Here is a 16,362-nt window from a genome sequence, read left to right on the forward strand (position 1 = left end):
GTGGTCAGAACTGCCGGCGGTCAGAGCCGGTTACGCAGGAGCTGTTTGCCCTGCTCGGCGCCCTTGCGGCTCTCGGTCTGCGCCCGGCGGAACAGGTCGTGCAGCTCCCGATCGCCGTCGCGCTCGGCGTCGGCGGCGTAGATCTCCAGCCGCAGCGCGTTGCTCAGGCAGATCTCGGTGAACCACAGCAGGTCGTACTGGGCGTCCTTCGTCCCGGTGATGTTCCCGTGCTCCACGGTCGTGGTCATGATGGGCGGCCTCTCCTCTGGGCGTCGTGATGCGGTCCGGCCCCGACTCCGGTACAGGCACCGGGGACCGGCGGCCGCGGCCGCGATCCCGCGCCGCCACGAGTCGGCGACGCGTCGCGGTCGCTGAAGGTGCCTATGCCCGTACCGAACGTTCCTACCCGTCTCGTCCAACCGATCGGATCCGTCGCGGGATTGCCGTCACGGGAAGAGCCGCCGCGGTCGACGGGTTCCCACCCGGTTGACGGGCAGGGCCGTTTCGACAGGAACGGCCCCTCCGCCGGGCACGGGTCCCTGCCAGGACGGCCGAGAGGAGAACGCACGATGGACGAGGGCACGGTCCTCATCACCGGGGCGACCGACGGGCTGGGCGCCCACCTGGCCGAACGGCTGGGCGGCGCGGGCTGGCGGGTGCTGGTGCATGGCCGGGACGCCGCGCGCGCCGAGCGGGTGGCCGGCCGCATCCGCGCGGCCGGCGGACCGCGGCCCGAGGTGCTGCTCGCCGACCTCGCGGATCTGGGCGCGGTCGCCCGCCTCGCCGCCGACGTCGAGCGGCACACCGACCGGCTCGACGTCCTGGTCAACAACGCCGGCGTCGGGTTCGGCGCGCCGGGCGCCGGCCGCGAGACCAGCGTCGACGGCATCGAGCTGCGCTTCGCCGTCAACTACCTGGCCGGCTACCGGCTCACCCGGCTGCTGCTGCCGCTGCTGACCCGGTCCGCCCCGGCGAGGATCGTCAACGTCGCCTCCGCCGGGCAGGAGCCCCTCGACTTCGCCGACCTGCTCACCGTCCAGGGCTACGACGGCGTACGCGCCTACCGCCGCAGCAAGCTCGCCCAGATCATGGGCACGTTCGACCTGGCCGAACAGCTGGCCGGCACCGCCGTCACCGTCGACGCCCTGCACCCCGCGACCTTCATGGACACCACGATGGTCCGCCAGGCCGGCTCCCCCGTGAGCAGCACCGTCACCGACGGAGGCGACGCCACCCTGAACCTGATCACCGGTCCCGCAGCCACCTCGGGCACCGGCCGCTACTTCGCCGGCCAGCGCGAGGCCCGCGCCCTCGCCCAGGCCTACGACCCCGACGCTCGCCACCGCCTGCGCCAGGCCACCGACGAGCTGTTCGCCGCATCCACCCGATCCTGACCACCGCTGCGCGGTAGCGGTGGCGGTGGCGGTGGATGCCGCTGGGCTAGGCCGTCAGGTCAGGGAGCGGGCCAGGGCCTCGGAGTCGAGCAGCAGGCGGCGGACGATCGCGTCGAAGCGGTCGCCCTTGGCCCTGGGGGACAGGCCCTGGATCGACTCGGCGACCTTGTACTCGATCATGCAGGCCGCGCGCCACTTGGACAGGACCGAGTAGTAGCCGATCGTCGAGACGTCGCGGCCGGTCTGCTCGCCGTAGTAGGCGATGACGTCGTCGCGGTGCGGGAAGCGTCCCGGCGTGAAGTACCGCATGGCGCCGTCGTCCTCGTCGGCGGTGACGAGGTTGTTCGCGAAGGCGGCGAGGTCGAGCAGGGGATCGCCGATGGTCGCGGTCTCCCAGTCGATGATCGCGGCGAGCCGGGCCGGCGGCCGGTGGTGGAACAGCGCGTTGTTCGGCGCGTAGTCGGCGTGGATGAGCGCGGGACGCGACGGCGGGGGGACGTTGTCCCGCAGCCAGTCCGCCACGTACCGCAGCCCGGGCAGGTCGCGTGGCTCGTACTTCGGGTAGCGCCGGCGGTAGCCGTCGACCTGGCCCAGCCACCGGTCGGGCTGGCGCTCGAGGAACCCCTCGGGCCGGCCGAAGCCGCCCAGTCCGACCGCCTCGTAGTCGAGGTTGGCCATCGCGACCAGCCCGTCGGTCATCGCCCAGCAGATGTAGTGCTGGTCGGGGCCGCCGTCGAAACCCGCCGGCCAGATCGTCTCGTTCTCGGCGGTGATGGTGGCCGCCCAGCCGTCGACCAGCTCCATGACGTAGAAGCTGACCCCGAGCAGGGAGTCGTCCGCGCAGAAGCCGAGGAACTCCGGGCTCGGGACATCGGTCCCGGTCAGCGCGCGCAGGACGGTGGCCTCGCGCTGGATCGTGCGCGCACCCTGCGGGCTGCCCTCCGGCGGCGGGCTGCGGAAGATCGCCTTCCGGCCGCCCCGGTCGAGGCTCAGGATCAGGTTGGTCGACCCGCCCGAGACCAGGGCCGTCGCCAGCGGCCCGTCCCCCAGACTCGGGACGTGCTCGTCCAACCAGCCGGTCAGGGCTGCCAGATTGATCAGATTGCTCGCATCTGCCACAGATGCAGGGTTCCACACGTTCGACGACGGCGTGGACGTGCGGCGCCCGCGCCGCGACCGCCCCACTGCCGAGTCGGGCGGTCGACGAGGACTCCCGCGGCCTCAGCGCAGGCCGGTTCGGCCTCCGACGATCACGTACAGCACGACCGCGGGCTCGTCGCGGCGGTTGCGCCAGCCATGTGCGGCGCCGTTCTGAACCAGCACGTCCCCGGCCGCAAGGGCGCGCTCCTCGCCGCCGGTGAGCACGATGCAGATCTCACCACGCTGCACCACGCCGTAGTCGGCCGTCTCCGTCGTGTGGAGCAGGCTGTCGTCGAACGGGGCGTCCGCCGCCGCGTCGTCGACGTCCGCGGACAGCCCGGCGGCGGGGTCGGGGAGGCCGAACCCAGGGGGATACGTCACGGCGATGAAACGGGTTCCCCCCGCAGGCGGCACGGGCTCCTGGTCGAGCCGGGTGCTCTCCGCGCCGCTGCCGGGCACCGAGGGCGGCTCGTCGGTGGACCACAGGTAGCTCACCTCGAGGCCCGGCCGGTCGTCGTTCGTGATCACGTGGGGTGCCGGCCCGTCCTGGACGAAGATCCCGGCACCGTCCGGGCCGACGCCCGTCACCACGCGTCGAAGGTGCACGTCACATCCTCCTGGCGGCGAGATCGGGCCTGGCCGTGCCCGACCGGTGGTTCCTGTGATCCGGTGGTTCCTGTGATCCGGTGGTGCCTGTGATGCAGCCTAGGAGGGGGCCCGTCCGCCGTCACTCGTCGATCAGGCTCAGCGCCCGCTCGGGGCAGGCGGCGACGGCGTCGTGCGCACGCTTCTCCTGGCCCGCCGGAACATCCGGGTCGGTCACGGCGACGTAGCCCAGGTCGTCGAGGGGGAAAAGGTCCTCGGCGGTGGCGTTGCAGCGGGCGTGGCCCGAGCAGAGCCCGGTGTCGACCACGATCCTCAAGGGTCGTCCTTTCGCTCGGGTCAGGACCCGAATGTCGCCAGGGGCAGGGAGAAGATGCCGTGGACGTTGCCCCAGTACGCCTGGGGTGTGGCACCGTCGCGCAGGGCGTAGTCGGGGATGGTGCGGTGCCAGCCGGCGAGCGCGACGGTCATCTCGATCCGGGCGAGGTGGGAGCCCAGGCACCGGTGGGGGCCGGCGCCGAACGCCAGGTGCGGGGCGGGCGGGCGGGAGACGAGGTCGACGGTGTCGGCGCCGGCGACGAGCGCCTCGTCCCGGTTCGCGGCGACGAGCGGGAAGAGCACGAGGTCACCGGCCCGCAGTCGCTGGCCGTCGATCTCGATGTCCTGCTTCACCTTCCGGCCGACCTCGGGCACGGCGTGGAAGCGGAGCAGCTCCTCGACGACGCCGTCGAGCGGCTCGCCGGCGGCGGCCAGCCGGGCGACATGGCGCCGGTCGGCGTCGTGCGTGGCGAGGTGGTGCATCGCGAAGGACAGGCTCATCGCCACGGTGTCGAGCCCGGCGAGGAAAAGCAGCAGCGAGCAGTTGACCAGGGCGTCGTCGGGAGCCGGCGCGCCGTCGAGCTCCCAGCCGAGCATCGCGCCGAGCAGTCCCTCTCCCCGCTCGCCGCTCTGCCGCCGGCGGGCGATCTCGGCCTGGAAGTACCCGACGACCGAGAAGATCCCGCCGACCTGCCGCTCCGGGTCGAAGACGCCTTCGTCGGTCGGTGCGAGCGCCTGCTTCTCCCATTCCAGGAAGGTCGGCAACTCGTCGATCGGCAGCCCCATCAGCTCGAGGAAGACCACCGTCGGCAGCTCCAGCGCGAAATCCTCGACGTAGTCGCATTCGCCCTTGGCGCGGACCGCCGCCACGAGCTCGGCGGTGCGCTCCTCCAGGCGCGGTCGCAGCAGCCCCATGGTGCGCGGGGAGAAGTACTGCGCCAGCAGCCGCCGCCACTGCGTGTGCTCCGGCGGATCGAGCTGGATGGGAATCATCGCGAACGGCGGGTCCGGGCTGAGCGGGGTGATGACCTCGCTGGAGAAGACCGCCGGATTCTGCAGGCATTCACGCACGAGATCGTGGTCCAGCACCATCCAGTACGAGCGTTCGGGTTCGGTCACCCTGACGACGCGGTGTAAGGCACGCAGCGCGTCGAAACGGTCGCCCGCGTCGCCGACCGCGCCTACCCCCACGAGACGGTGGTCGGTGACCTCGGTGGTGGGTGTCGTCATCGCCGATTCTCCTTAGCTGTTAGCTGTTCCGGGACGTCAGCGGACGGTGAAGCCGGCGTCGAGGGCCCACTGGGTCCCGGTGATGAACGTCGCCTCGTCGGAGACCAGGTAGGCGACGGCGTTCGCGATGTCCTCGGGCTGGAGAATGGGGATCGGCAGGGCGTTCTGCATCGCGGAGATGTTGGTGTCCGCCTTCGCCATCGCCGCCTGCATCGCGGCGTTCATCGTCATGCCCGACACGACGCCGGTCGGGTGGATGGTGTTCACCCTGATCATCTCGGCGGCGTACTGGTTGGCCAGCACCTGCATGTAGCCGACGAGGCCCCGCTTGGCGGCCGTGTATGCCTGGGCACTCGGCTCCTCGCTGGCGGTGCCCTTCAGCCCCGCGCTCGAGGAGGTGATGACGATCGAGCCGCCACGTCCGCCCGCTCGCAACCGTGGCAGCGCGACCTGGACGGTGTTGAACGTGCCGGTGAGCAGGATGTCGATGGTGTCCTGCCATTCGCGCTGCGGGTCGACGCTGTCGCCGACCCGCAGGATGCCGGCATTGGCGAGGATGATGTCGATCCGGCCGAACGCGGCGTACCCCTCGTCGAAGACGGCCCGGAGCGCAGCCTGGTCACGGACGTCGGCCTTGCCGACGACCATGCGCCGGCCTTCCTTCTCGACCAGGCCGGCGGTCTGTTCGAGCTCGGCCCAGGTGCCGCACGGGTAGTTCATCGACGGGATGTCCGCGCAGATGTCGACGCCGATGATGTCAACGCCGTCCTGGGCGAGGCGGACGGCGTGCGCGCGGCCCTGGCCGCGGGCGGCGCCGGTGATGAAGGCCACGCGCCCTTCGAGCTTTCCGGTCATTGTTTCCTGTCCTGTCTCGCGAGCCGGTGAGAAGCCGGTGAGGTCAGACGGCGATGCCGACGCTGCGGATGCGGAGGAACTCCTCGATTCCCTCCCGGCCGCCCTCCTTGCCGACACCAGAAAGCCCGAACCCACCGAACGGCCGGCCGATCTTGAGGTTGGTCGCGCCGTTGATGAGCGTCTCGCCGGCCTCGAGTTCGGCGGCGACTCGCAGCGCCCGCTGCAGATCCCGGGTTTGGACGTAGGAGGACAGCGCATACCGCGTGCCGTTGGCCAGGGCGACCGCCTCCTGTTCGGTTCGGAACTTGAAGATCGTCAGCACCGGTCCGAAGACCTCGGTCTGGGCGAGCTCGGAGTCCGGGTCGACGTCGGTGAAGACGGTCGGCTGGACGAAGTAGCCGGCACGCTCGATCCGGCTCCCGCCGGCCAGCAGGGTCGCGCCCTGCTCCTTGGCCCGCTCGATCATCCCGAGAATCCGCTCGACTGCCGCCTGGTTGACGACCGGACCGGAGGCGACGGCGGGATCGAACGGGTCACCGATCGGGATGTTCTGCGCGATCAGCTTCACCCGCGCGACGACCTCGTCATAGACGTCCTCGTGCACGATCATCCGGGTCGCGAAGGCGCAGCCCTGGCCGGAGAGCGCGATCAGGGAGAACGTCGTCCCGAGCTGGCAGGCCACGTCGAGGTCGGCGTCGTCGAAGACGATGTTGGCGGACTTGCCGCCGAGTTCGAGGACGGCGGGCTTCATGCTGGGCGCGCACGCCTCGAGGATCCTGGTCGCCGTGGCCGGGCCACCGGTGAAGGTGACCTTCTTGACCAGCGGGTGGGAGACGAGCTGCGCGCCCGCCTCGGCGGTGCCGGGCAGGACGTTGACGACCCCGGGCGGGAACCCGGCCTGCTCGACGAGGTCCATGAACAGCTCCCCGCTGAACGGGGTGAGCTCGGAGGGCTTGACCACCACGGTGTTGCCGGCCGCGACCGCGGCCGGGATCTTCATGGCCAGCGAGATGAGCGGGCCGTTCCAGGTGATGATGATCCCGATGACGCCGTACGGCTGGGCGAGGGTGTAACCGAGCTCGCCGTCCTGGACGGGGTTGCCGGTCAGGTCGCCCTGGATCTTGTCGGCCCAGCCGGCGTAGTAGCGGGTCCACTCCGCCGAGAGCACCGGGAAGGCCGCTCCGACGGTGAGCGGCGTGCCGTTGTCCAGCGCCCCGAGCCGGGCGAACTCGTCCGCGTGGGCCTCGATCAGGTCCCCGAGCCTGATGAGCAGGGCGCGGCGTTGGGCGGGCGGGGTGCGCTTCCAGGTCTGGAACGCCTCGTGCGCCCCGGTGACGGCGAGGTCGATCTCGTCGGAGTCCGCGAGCGGAATCTGCGCGTCGACCTCGCCGGTGGCCGGGTTGACGTGACCGTAGGTGCCCCCTGAGCCGGACGCATGCCTCTCACCGTTGATGCGGAGGTGGACCTTCGGCGGGGTGCGGTCGATGTCTGACATGGGGCTCCTCGGGACGTTCCCGCGCGCACGACGGAGTGGATGAGCGGATCGGCAGGTGAGTGGAAGGCGGGTGAGCGGATCGGCGGGTGAGCGGATCGGCGGGTGAGCGGATCGGCAGGTGAGCGGATCAGGGAGAGCAGTGAGGTGACTGAGTGACCTTAGTGAACTGTGGTGGTCGTCACGTGTCAAGGAATCGGACAAAGTCGTCCGTAAATCCTGACGCAGAGATCGGCTCCGCAGGGCCCGCTGCTCGCCGCTACGGTGAGGATCGGCTCGCGGACGCGGCGGGGAGGAGATCCATGGGTGACGGCGCGACGGCCGCGCGACGGTCCCCCGGCCGGCCTCGCAGGGCCGACGCCGAGCGGCGCATCCTCGACGCCGCCATCGACGAGTACCTCGAACGCGGCGCGAGCGGCTTCACCGTCGACGGCGTCGCCCGGCGCGCCGGGGTCGGCAAGTCCACGGTCTACCTGCGCTGGCCCGACCGCGACACGCTCCTCGTCGACAGCGTCCTGGTGCGGTCCCGCGCGATCGAGGACGTCGACACCGGATCACTGCGCGACGACCTGATCGCGCTGAGCGCGAACATGCTGCGGTTCCTGCTCGACCCCGTCGGGTTCGCGACGCTGCGCCTCACGGTCGAGGCCGTGGCCAGCCGCGCCGCCCCCCAGGTCACCACCGACGTGGCCGAACGCCATCGCCGAGCCGCGGGCGTGGTGCTCACCCGGGCGGCCGAGCGCGGCGAACCCATCAACCCGGTCACCCAGGCTCGCGTCATCGAGTGCCTCTACGGCGCGATCACCTTGAAGGTGCTGGCTCACGGTCTCGAGACGGACACCATCGGCGACGCGGAGATCGTCGCGGCCTGCACCGAGCTGGTCGACCTGCTCCTCCCGCTGTTGCTGGAGCCCGGCCGGCCCCCGCCGGACTCGACCCGGTGAAGGCCAGCCGGCACCTCGCGGCTCGCCCGGCCCGCGGCCGGCGGGTCAGGATGGTCCCGCGCCGCGGCGGTGGTCGGCGGTGGTGCCGGCGGGTCAGGGTGGGCCCGCGCCGCGGCGGTGTTCGGCGGCCGTGACGGCGGCCCGGTCGGCGAGGCGGGTGAGGCCCGCGAGCGGGCGGCCCAGGCGAGGGTTGCCGGCCAGGGCGTCGGCGTTGCGGTCGAGGAAGGCCCAGTAGCCGGCGGTGAAGGGACAGGCGTCGTCGCCAAGCCGGCGCGACGGATCGTAGCGGCAGCCGCCGCAGTAGTCGCTCATCCGGTGGATGTAGGCGCCGCCGGCGGCGTACGGCTTGGTCGCCATCAGGCCGCCGTCGGCGTACTGGCTCATCCCGACGACGTTGGGTGCCATCACCCAGGCGTAGCCGTCGACGAAGCTCTCGTGGAAGAAGTCGGTGAGGGCTCGCGGGTCGTAGCCGCGTTGCAGCGCCCAGTTGCCCAGCACCATCAGCCGGGGGATGTGATGGACCCAGCCGCGGTCGCGGACCCCGGCGAGCACGTCGGACAGGCACGCGGCGCCCACCGCGTCCGCGTCGAGGTCGTCGAACCAGCCGGGCAGGGGGACGTGCGCGCCGAGGGCGTTGCGGTCGGCGTAGTCCTCGCCGGCCCACCAGTAGATCCCCCAGACGTACTCGCGCCAGCCGAGGACCTGGCGGACGAACCCCTCGACACTGGCGATCGGCGCCTCCCCGCGCCGGTACGCCTGCTCGGCCGCGGCGACGACCTCCAGCGGGTGCAGCAGGCCCAGGTTGAGCACCGGCGAGAGGGTGGAGTGGGCCATCGCCCCGTCCCCGGCGAGCATCGCGTCCTCGTAGGGACCGAAGTCGGCGAGGCGGTGGCGGACGAACCAGTCCAGCGCCTGGCCCGCCTCCGCCCGGGTCGCGGCGAACCGGCGCGGGCCGTCGACCCCGCGGAAGCGGGCGTGGCCGTCGCGTTCGAGCCGGTCGAGATGCTCCCGGACCTCGGCGTCGATCTCGGTCTCGGTCGGCGACCACGGCTCGGGCAGGTCGAGGCGGGGGGCCCGGGGCGGGGGGTGGCGGTTGTCGTGGTCGAAGTTCCACCGGCCGCCGGCGGGCTCCACGCCGTCCATGAGCACGCCGAAGCGACGCCGCTGCCAGCGGTAGAAGTCCTCCATGAGCAGCCGCCGCCGACCGCTCCGCCCGTCGCGAGCACTGTCGCCGGGGCCGTCCCTCTGGCCGCCGCCGCTATGGCTGCCTCTACGGCCGTGGCCGGTGTCGCCGTCGGCCCAGGTGGCGAAGTCGTCCCGGCTCGTGGCGGTGTACGCCGAGGGCGCGACCGTCACCCCGGGCAGGTCCGTGACGAAGCGCCGCGCCGGCCAGGAGGTCGGGTCGGGCACCTCCAAAGGCTCGCCGTAGTCGGCGACGGCCTCGCCGTAGGTCGCGCCGATCCGGTGGTCGCAGCGGTCGCCCAGCTCGCGCGCCCGGTGACGCAGCGCCGAAAGGACCAGGTGCGCCTTCTGTCGGTGGAAGCGCCGTCGGGCGAGCACCCGGGTCGACTCGACGAGTAGCACGGGCTGGTTGGCATAGTCGAGGAAATGCGGCCCGAGCTGGTCGGCGAACAGCCAGCGGCGCATCGTCCGACCGTGACACACCCGCCGCGACCGGCCAACTCGATCGATCCGCTGCGGCCTCGCCCTCCATCGCCACACAAGATAATCAACGCCGTTGACGATGTGCCGCGAGCGCCGATGATCATGGATGGCTCGTCGGAGCCGGCAGCGAAGGCGCCGCGCCGCGCCGCAGCCACCCGGCGATCCCGGCGAAGGGGGCCGGCCGTCCTGACCGCGGCCCGGCGCGCCGCGACACCCGCCGCCGCGACACCCGCCGCCGCGACGCGGGCCGGTCGCTACCGGGTGGTCGGGGCGGGTTGGCGGGCGAGGACGGTGTCGCGCAGGATGCGGGCCGCGGTCGAGGTGGCGCCGGCCGGGGTGACGATCGCCGTCGGGAAGGTGGGGATGGGCGGGGCGAGCGGGATCAGTCGCAGGTCGCCGCGGTGGCGGGTGTCCAGGCTCGGCGGCAGGACGGCGACGCCGAGCCCGTGCGCGACGAGGTCGAGCAGCGTGTCGGTGTCGCCGACCTCGCAGGCCAGCCGGCGGCGCAGACCGTGGTCGGCGAGCGCGGCGTCGACGACCGTGCGCGACCCCCAGCCGGGCGGGTAGTCGACGAAGTCCTCGTCGACGGTCTCCCGCAGCGACACCGCCGCCCGGCTGGCGAGCGGGTGTCCGTCATGGCAGGCGAACACCATCGGCCGGTCGTCCAGCGGGGTCAGGTGGACGCCGGCCGGGGCCGTCCGCGCGCAGGCGAACGCGAGGTCGAGCGTGCCGGCCGCGACCCGGTCGAGCAGTTCCACGCTGGGGGCCTGCACGAGCCGCAGCTCCACCCGTGGGTGCTCGGCGTGGAAGGCGGCGAGCGCCTCGGTCAGGCCGCGGCGGAAACACTGCATGATCCCGATGGTCAGCCGGCCCCCCATGCCGCCGGCCACCCCGGCGACCGCCGAGCGCGCCGCGGCGGCGGCGGTCAGGATCCGGCGGGCCTGCGTGAGCAGCACCTCGCCCTCCTGGGTCAGCCGCACCGCGCGGGTGCTGCGCACGAACAGCCGCGCGCCGAGCTCGCGTTCCAGGGCGCCGATGGACGACGACAGCCCCGACTGGACGATGTTCACCCGCTGCGCGGCCCGGGTGAAGTGGAGCTCCTCGGCGGCGGCCACGAAATGCTCGAGCTGGCGGAGCTCCATACATCTCCTCGGAAGATGAAGCCAAGCTGATTGTTCTGTTGGACAGGTTACCCGCCGCGCGGCACGCTGGACGCATGATCGACGGCGGCGTGACGACACACCAATCCTCCGACGGCGCATCCTCCGACGGCGCATCCTCGGACGGCCCGTTGTCCGACGGCGCGTCGTCCGGCGTCCCGTTGTCCGGCGTCCAGTCGTCCGGCGGCGCCGTCCCGTCGGCGGGGCCGGGCCTCGGTCGTGGCCTGGTCGGCCTGCTCGCGGTGAGCACGGGCATGTGCGTGGCGGCGATGTACTACGCCCAGCCCCTGCTCGGCGAGATCCGGGCGGCGCTGGGGCTGTCGACCGGCTCGGCGGGTCTCCTCGTGTCGGTGACCCAGGCCGGGTACCTGGTGGCGCTGTGCCTGCTGGTTCCGGTGGGCGACCTCGTGGCCCGCCGCCGGCTGATCCCCGCGCTGGTCGCCGCCCAGGCGGTGGGCCTGTTCGTGCTCGCCACCGCGACGTCGGCCACCCAGCTCCTGATCGCCGGCATCGCGGTCGGGGCCCTGTCCGTGACCGCGCAGATCGGCGTCGCCTTCGCCGCGACGCTGGCCGGCGACGCCGAGCGCGGCAAGATCGTCGGGACGGTGATGAGCGGACTGCTGCTGGGCATCCTGCTGGCCCGCACCGTCGCCGGTTACCTGGCCGACCTCGGTGGCTGGCGCACCCCGTTCTGGGTCGCCGGGGCCGCCCAGCTCGTGCTGTGCGCCGTGCTCGCCGCCCGCCTGCCGGCCGAGCCGCGTACGGCGGCGCCGCGCCTCGGCTACCGGGCGCTGATCGCCTCGGTGGTCGGGCTGCTGCGCGACGAGCCGATGCTGCGGCTGCGCGCGGCCTACGGGGCGGCGTCGTTCGGGGCGTTCAGCGCGCTGTGGACGCCGCTGGCGTTCCTGCTGTCCGCGGCGCCGTACCGCTACTCCACCGGGGTCATCGGCCTGTTCGGCCTGCTCGGCCTGATGGGGGTGTTGGCCGCGTCGTTCGTCGGCCGGGCCGCCGACCGCGGGCGTGCCGGGGCGGTGACCGTGGGCACGGCCGCGCTGCTGCTCGCCGCCTGGCTGCCGCTCGGCCTAGGCGGGCACTCGCTCGCCGCGCTGATCGTCGGCATCCTCGCCCTCGACCTCGCCGCGCAGGGCCTGCACATCGCCAACCAGAGCGAGATCTACCGGTTGGACCCTGCGGCCCGCAGCCGGCTCACCTCCGCCTACATGGCGACCTACTTCGCCGGCGGCCTCGTCGGCTCGATCGCCTCCGGCACCGCCTACAGCCACGGCGGCTGGACCGCCGTCAGCGTCACCGGCGCCGTGTTCGGCCTCGCCGCCGTCACCCTCGCCGCCTGGGCCGCCGTGCGCCGTCGCCCGGCCGCGTCCGGGAGGTGACCCGCCGACGAAGGTTCTGGGTCAGCGGCGAAACCGTCTGCAGCCACCGTCAGATACAGGTGGTCTCGCGTGCAGGTAGCGAAGGCTCACTGCTTGATCAGCGTCGCGACCGAGATGTGCGGCCAGTCGATGCCGAGGAAGTGCAGGATGACGGTCTGGGTGTACTGGAGCTGCAGAAACGTGCTGCCGTCCGGCTGCTGGACTGTCTCGATCCAGAAGATTGCGTCGAGTCTCGTCGCGTCGGCGTTGGCGATGTTGAACGGCATGTTGACGGACCCGCCGGCCTCGGTGCCCGAGCCTTGTACGGTGGCCACTGTGGAGATCGGTAGCACGACCGTCTGGATGATTTTCTGGCCAACGATCGCTTCCGTGAGTGCGATGTTCAGATCTTTGACGAAGATCTGCTTGAATCCCGGTGGCAGCTCTGGTTGGTCGTAGGGATCCAGATATCCGAGCTGGAAGGGTGGGGGACCATCGGGGTTCTTCGTGGGTGTCGAGTCGACGGCGTCGATCGTCGGGCCCGAGGGGACTGTCAGCGGGGTTCCCAGTGCCAGTATGGAGGTGCCGTGCGGGATCGCACCCTGCCGGACGACCGTCGCCGGGCTGGCCGGGACCGTCGTCGCCGGTACGTCGAGCCAGAAACCGGGTTCGATGTGCAGCGCCTCGTTCGTCACCATGTCGGCGATCCGCTGAAGGTAGCGCAACCCGAAGATGCTGATGTCGAGCTGGCCAGTCGAACCCCGATTGGGAACCGCACCACCGATAGGGATGAATTCCAGATGCTCCACCGTGGCGTTGAGCTTCAGCCGGAACGCGCTCGGCCCGGTGCTCGGCGGACTCGGGTCAAAATCCGGAAGTGCGATCAGGGTGAAGCCGGTCCCGATCCAGGTGCCGGCGAGATCGGCGAGCGGACCCAGGGTCTGGGTCACCCCGGCCAACGGCAGGCCCGGGCGGGTGTTGACCGGTCGGCTGGCCACAGGCACTTCGGTCATCGCAATTCCTTTCGGTAGCCGCCGCAGCTAGTACTACAGCGACAGTGGTTGTGGTGTGGTCTTGATCCTCATGGAGGGGGTCTGAGCTGCGTGTATGCGCCGTTGGTAGTGGGAGTAGCGGGCGTGGGCCTGGTGGCGGCGGCGCCAGTGTGACCATCGGCGGATGTGGCCTGTGGGGTGATTGATGCGGTGGGTGAGGGCGTAGACGTGCCGGATCTCGTTGGCGGTGAGAGGGATCATCGCGTTCGTGGGGAGTTCGGGTGGTGCGTCGATCGCGATGCCGCCGCGGTGGCGGCGGTAGCCAGAGGAGACGGAATTCTTTTTTTTAAGTGTTTGTGCTGGGTTTCGCCGCTGTTTGCGGCGGTGACGGCGAGCCAGGCCTGTGCGAGCATTGCGAGGGTGATATGCCGGTACCAGGCGTCGTGAAGCCGAACCTGGTAGTGGTCGAGGCCGACTTCGTTCTTTCCGCATTGGAAGGCTTCTTCGACTCCCCATCGGCGTCCCGCGACGGTGACGAGTAGGGAGAGCGGGGCCGGGCGAGGGCTGTAGGTGAGGAAGAAAGCGAGTTCGTGCTTGCCGGTGCGGGATCTGCGGAGGAGGACCTGGCGGCGGCGGCCGGTGTTGGGGGCGGTGTCGGTGGTGTCCATGACGGCCCAGTCGTAGAGGCGGGGGCCTTTCGATCCGTCGGCGGCGGAGTATGTTTCCCAGGCGCGGGTGGGGACCTTGGCCGCGAGGGTGTCGACGCGGTGGCGGCCGGTGGCGGTGGAGACCTGGTGGCTGCGGGCGACGGCGAGGACGTAGCCGACGTCGTGGGCTTCGAGCCAGTCGCGCAGGGTGGGGCTGTTGCCGTAGGCCTCGTCCGCGGCGAACCAGGTGAACCGTGCCCCGGCCTGCCAGGCGTCGGCGGCCATGGCCCGGGCGAGGGCGGGCTTCGTGGCGAAGGTGGTGTCCTTGCCGATGCCGGCGGTCTGGCAGCGGGCCGGGTCGTTCGTCCAGGACACGGGCAGGTAGAGGCGGCGGTCGATCAGCGCTCTGCCTTTCCCGGACACGTAGGCGGCGAACACCCCGAGCTGGCAGTTTTCGATGCGTCCCGCGGTACCGGAGTACTGCCGCTGTACCCCGGCGGACTCGGTGCCTTTCTTCACGAATCCGGTTTCGTCGACGACGAACACCCCGTCCGGTTCGGAGAGGTTCTCCAGGACGTAGGAACGGATCACGTTCCGCATCATGTCGGCGTTCCAGGCGTAGGAGTTCAACAGTCGTTGCATCTTGTGTGGGGCCGGATCGCCGGCATGCTCGGCGAGTGTCCAGCCGTTCTTCCTTTCGACACCCGACAGCAGACCCGTCAGATACATGCGGGCCTGGGCAGCCGACTCGTCGCTACGGAAACATTCCGAGACGCGGGAGAACAGCCTTTCCAGGCTCGCTTCCCATGCCTGCACATCCACGTCGTCGACGCCATCATCCGTCGCCAGCGCATCCTCGCCAGATCCCCGCATACACCCGACGATCACAGGATATTCGTGTCGCGCTACCCCTTCCGCACCAGAGACCACAAAGAGATCACTGTGGCTGTAGTACTAGGCGAGGGTGAACTGAGGGGTGATCCCGGCCTCGATCAGAAGAAGGCCCGCCTTCTCCAGGCCGGACATTTCGGAGATGGCGTTTTCGATGCCGAAGTCGTTCCTCCAGCATTTTTCCAGATTGGTCATCAGTGCCGTGAACGTTGCGATGAAGGTCTGCTGGTCGGGTCCAGGTGACGGTTGCGCCGAGAAATTATGGACCGTGGGCATCTCGATGGGAGTGCCCGCGTACTCGAAATTATCGCCCGACGGTACTACGGTCTTGCCGTAGTAGATCTCCGCGAACGTGTAGTAGTGCGCGAGTCTGCCTGGATCGAACGTGCCCTCGTCGGGCGATGCGCCGGTGCCCTCGCCCTGTGCGGTGATCTCGTCGACGGCCTTCAGGGCGTCCGCGACCGTGTTGACGGCGAACAGCGTGTCGCCGCCTATTCTGGTGGCGGTCACCTGGTTCGGCGCCGGGTACGTCGGCAGCGAGCCGTCGGGGAACACGGCGTTGAAGCCGGCGGCGATCGCGTCATAGAACTGTCCGATTGTCGGCCCGGTCGGCGGCGGGGGTGGCGGCGGCAGATCCGGCGCCGGCACGACCGGATCCCTCTCCGGGTACTCGATGGCCATGAAGGTCTGCAGGGCGCGGCCGCTCAGCGGTGCCAGCGCGACGACCAGCTCGGGATGGACACCGCCGGGCAGTCCCGTAGCAGGATAGACGGGAACGAAGTCCGGCGTGGCGATCTCGCCCTTGAGTGATGCTCCGGTAGCGGTGTACATGTTGCAGGACAGGCCGAAATGTAGCATTTCCTGTACTGCCACCTTCTCGATCATGCCCGCCACGCCGCTGGGGTCGCCACTCGCGACCGACCACTGGGCGCACAGATACGGCGGAATGGTCGAGAACTCCAACTGGATGGCGGTAAGCAGGGAGGCCTGCAGCTCGGCGAGATTGTTGATACCGTTCTCGACGGTCTCGCGAATCGTCCTTCTAGGTGACACGAAGACTCCACTCTGGGTACGGTGATGGCATCGCCGCCGGCTCGGGCCTGGCGCGACGCCCGCGGCGTGGGGCCGGCCGACGATGCCGAGAGTGCCCGCGTCCGCCTTCCCGGCGGGAAGGCCGTGCTGCTCGACCGGGGGAATCCCGATCGCCGGCCGGGCGGTCAGGTCCGGGAACATGTGGCCGGACCGGCCGGCCGGAGAATACTTCCCGCCCGGGACCTCGATCCCGCCCGGGGAGATGCCATGCAACACAGTCACCGTGTCTCCGGAAGGTACCTGGCACAGAACCGCACCTGCAGGGAAGGCGTCCAGGCAGTCTTGTACTGAGGTGGTCGGTAAGCGGAACGATAGGTCCGAAGAATTATCCCTGTCAAGCATTCCGAGACGCGAGTCCGGAACGCACTGACGTAATCGGCGGCATTGCCCTGCTAGGAGAAGTTGCGATAAAGGTGCCCGCTACGACCCGCCGTCACGGCTGGAATGGAAGCGATGGACCCTGTTTTTTCTGCGGGTTGGTCGCGCGGCTCGTCGCGCATCGCGCACGGAGGAGAAGATGGATTCAACCCAAATCCAGCGAGATACGACGGGCAAAGCTCCGCCGACCC

At 70.7% G+C, this 16,362-nt stretch carries 14 protein-coding genes and 1 pseudogene; 3 read left to right on the forward strand and 12 right to left on the reverse strand.

The genetic code is table 11. From position 1 onward, the window contains the following. Positions 1–20: 20 nt before the first annotated feature. Positions 21–248: a hypothetical protein gene (locus tag AC5R91_RS00895; protein WP_495395150.1), complete on the reverse strand. Its 228-nt coding sequence runs from the start codon at positions 246–248 to the stop codon at positions 21–23. A gap of 321 nt (positions 249–569) precedes the next feature. Here AC5R91_RS00895 and AC5R91_RS00900 point away from each other — a divergent pair, with 321 nt between their 5' ends. After that, positions 570–1,394, forward strand: a complete 825-nt coding sequence (locus AC5R91_RS00900) for an SDR family NAD(P)-dependent oxidoreductase (RefSeq protein WP_495395151.1) — start codon at positions 570–572, stop codon at positions 1,392–1,394. Positions 1,395–1,448: 54 nt separating this feature from the next. Here AC5R91_RS00900 and AC5R91_RS00905 read toward each other — a convergent pair whose 3' ends face one another. From AC5R91_RS00905 to AC5R91_RS00930, 6 genes are all read right to left on the reverse strand, one after another. After that, positions 1,449–2,513, reverse strand: coding sequence for a phosphotransferase family protein (locus tag AC5R91_RS00905; protein WP_495395152.1), 1,065 nt, complete (start codon positions 2,511–2,513; stop codon positions 1,449–1,451). 102 nt (positions 2,514–2,615) lie between these two features. Continuing rightward, on the reverse strand, positions 2,616–3,140 hold the full coding sequence (locus AC5R91_RS00910) for a cupin domain-containing protein (RefSeq protein ID WP_495395154.1): 525 nt from the start codon (positions 3,138–3,140) through the stop codon (positions 2,616–2,618). A gap of 121 nt (positions 3,141–3,261) precedes the next feature. After that, positions 3,262–3,447 (reverse strand): ferredoxin, encoded by a 186-nt coding sequence (locus AC5R91_RS00915; RefSeq protein WP_495397873.1) that lies wholly within the window; start codon positions 3,445–3,447, stop codon positions 3,262–3,264. Positions 3,448–3,476: 29 nt separating this feature from the next. Then, positions 3,477–4,685 (reverse strand): cytochrome P450, encoded by a 1,209-nt coding sequence (locus AC5R91_RS00920; RefSeq protein WP_495395155.1) that lies wholly within the window; start codon positions 4,683–4,685, stop codon positions 3,477–3,479. Positions 4,686–4,721: 36 nt separating this feature from the next. Next, on the reverse strand, positions 4,722–5,540 hold the full coding sequence (locus tag AC5R91_RS00925; RefSeq protein WP_495395156.1) for a mycofactocin-coupled SDR family oxidoreductase: 819 nt from the start codon (positions 5,538–5,540) through the stop codon (positions 4,722–4,724). A 43-nt stretch (positions 5,541–5,583) separates the two neighbouring features. Continuing rightward, entirely contained in the window at positions 5,584–7,035 is a 1,452-nt protein-coding gene (locus AC5R91_RS00930) for an aldehyde dehydrogenase family protein (RefSeq protein ID WP_495395157.1), read from the reverse strand. 299 nt (positions 7,036–7,334) lie between these two features. On the opposite strand from AC5R91_RS00930, the gene AC5R91_RS00935 reads away from it, so the two are divergent. Then, complete coding sequence (locus AC5R91_RS00935) at positions 7,335–7,976, forward strand: TetR/AcrR family transcriptional regulator (RefSeq protein ID WP_495395158.1); 642 nt, start codon at positions 7,335–7,337, stop codon at positions 7,974–7,976. 93 nt (positions 7,977–8,069) lie between these two features. Here the strand turns inward: AC5R91_RS00935 and AC5R91_RS00940 are convergent, their stop codons facing one another. Both AC5R91_RS00940 and AC5R91_RS00945 read right to left on the reverse strand, forming a co-directional pair. Continuing rightward, the gene (locus AC5R91_RS00940) at positions 8,070–9,623 is read right to left on the reverse strand and encodes a cryptochrome/photolyase family protein (RefSeq protein ID WP_495395159.1); all 1,554 of its coding nucleotides are present in this window, start codon (positions 9,621–9,623) and stop codon (positions 8,070–8,072) included. 272 nt (positions 9,624–9,895) lie between these two features. Continuing rightward, positions 9,896–10,783 carry a LysR family transcriptional regulator gene (locus AC5R91_RS00945; protein WP_495395160.1) on the reverse strand — a complete coding sequence of 296 codons (888 nt, stop codon included), beginning with the start codon at positions 10,781–10,783 and terminating at the stop codon, positions 9,896–9,898. Between the two features lie 89 nt (positions 10,784–10,872). On the opposite strand from AC5R91_RS00945, the gene AC5R91_RS00950 reads away from it, so the two are divergent. Further along, a complete protein-coding gene (locus tag AC5R91_RS00950; RefSeq protein WP_495395161.1) occupies positions 10,873–12,192 on the forward strand; it encodes an MFS transporter in 1,320 nt (439 codons plus the stop codon). A gap of 86 nt (positions 12,193–12,278) precedes the next feature. On the opposite strand, the gene AC5R91_RS00955 is transcribed toward AC5R91_RS00950, so the two are convergent. From AC5R91_RS00955 to AC5R91_RS00965, 3 genes and pseudogenes are all read right to left on the reverse strand, one after another. Continuing rightward, positions 12,279–13,121 (reverse strand): heme-binding protein, encoded by an 843-nt coding sequence (locus AC5R91_RS00955; RefSeq protein WP_495395162.1) that lies wholly within the window; start codon positions 13,119–13,121, stop codon positions 12,279–12,281. Between the two features lie 401 nt (positions 13,122–13,522). After that, positions 13,523–14,683, reverse strand: a pseudogene (locus tag AC5R91_RS00960) (IS701 family transposase); the annotation flags it as partial. A gap of 81 nt (positions 14,684–14,764) precedes the next feature. Beyond that, on the reverse strand, positions 14,765–15,934 hold the full coding sequence (locus AC5R91_RS00965) for a ferritin-like domain-containing protein (RefSeq protein ID WP_495395164.1): 1,170 nt from the start codon (positions 15,932–15,934) through the stop codon (positions 14,765–14,767). Positions 15,935–16,362 lie beyond the last annotated feature (428 nt).

The organism is Frankia sp. BMG5.60 (assembly GCF_059428125.1).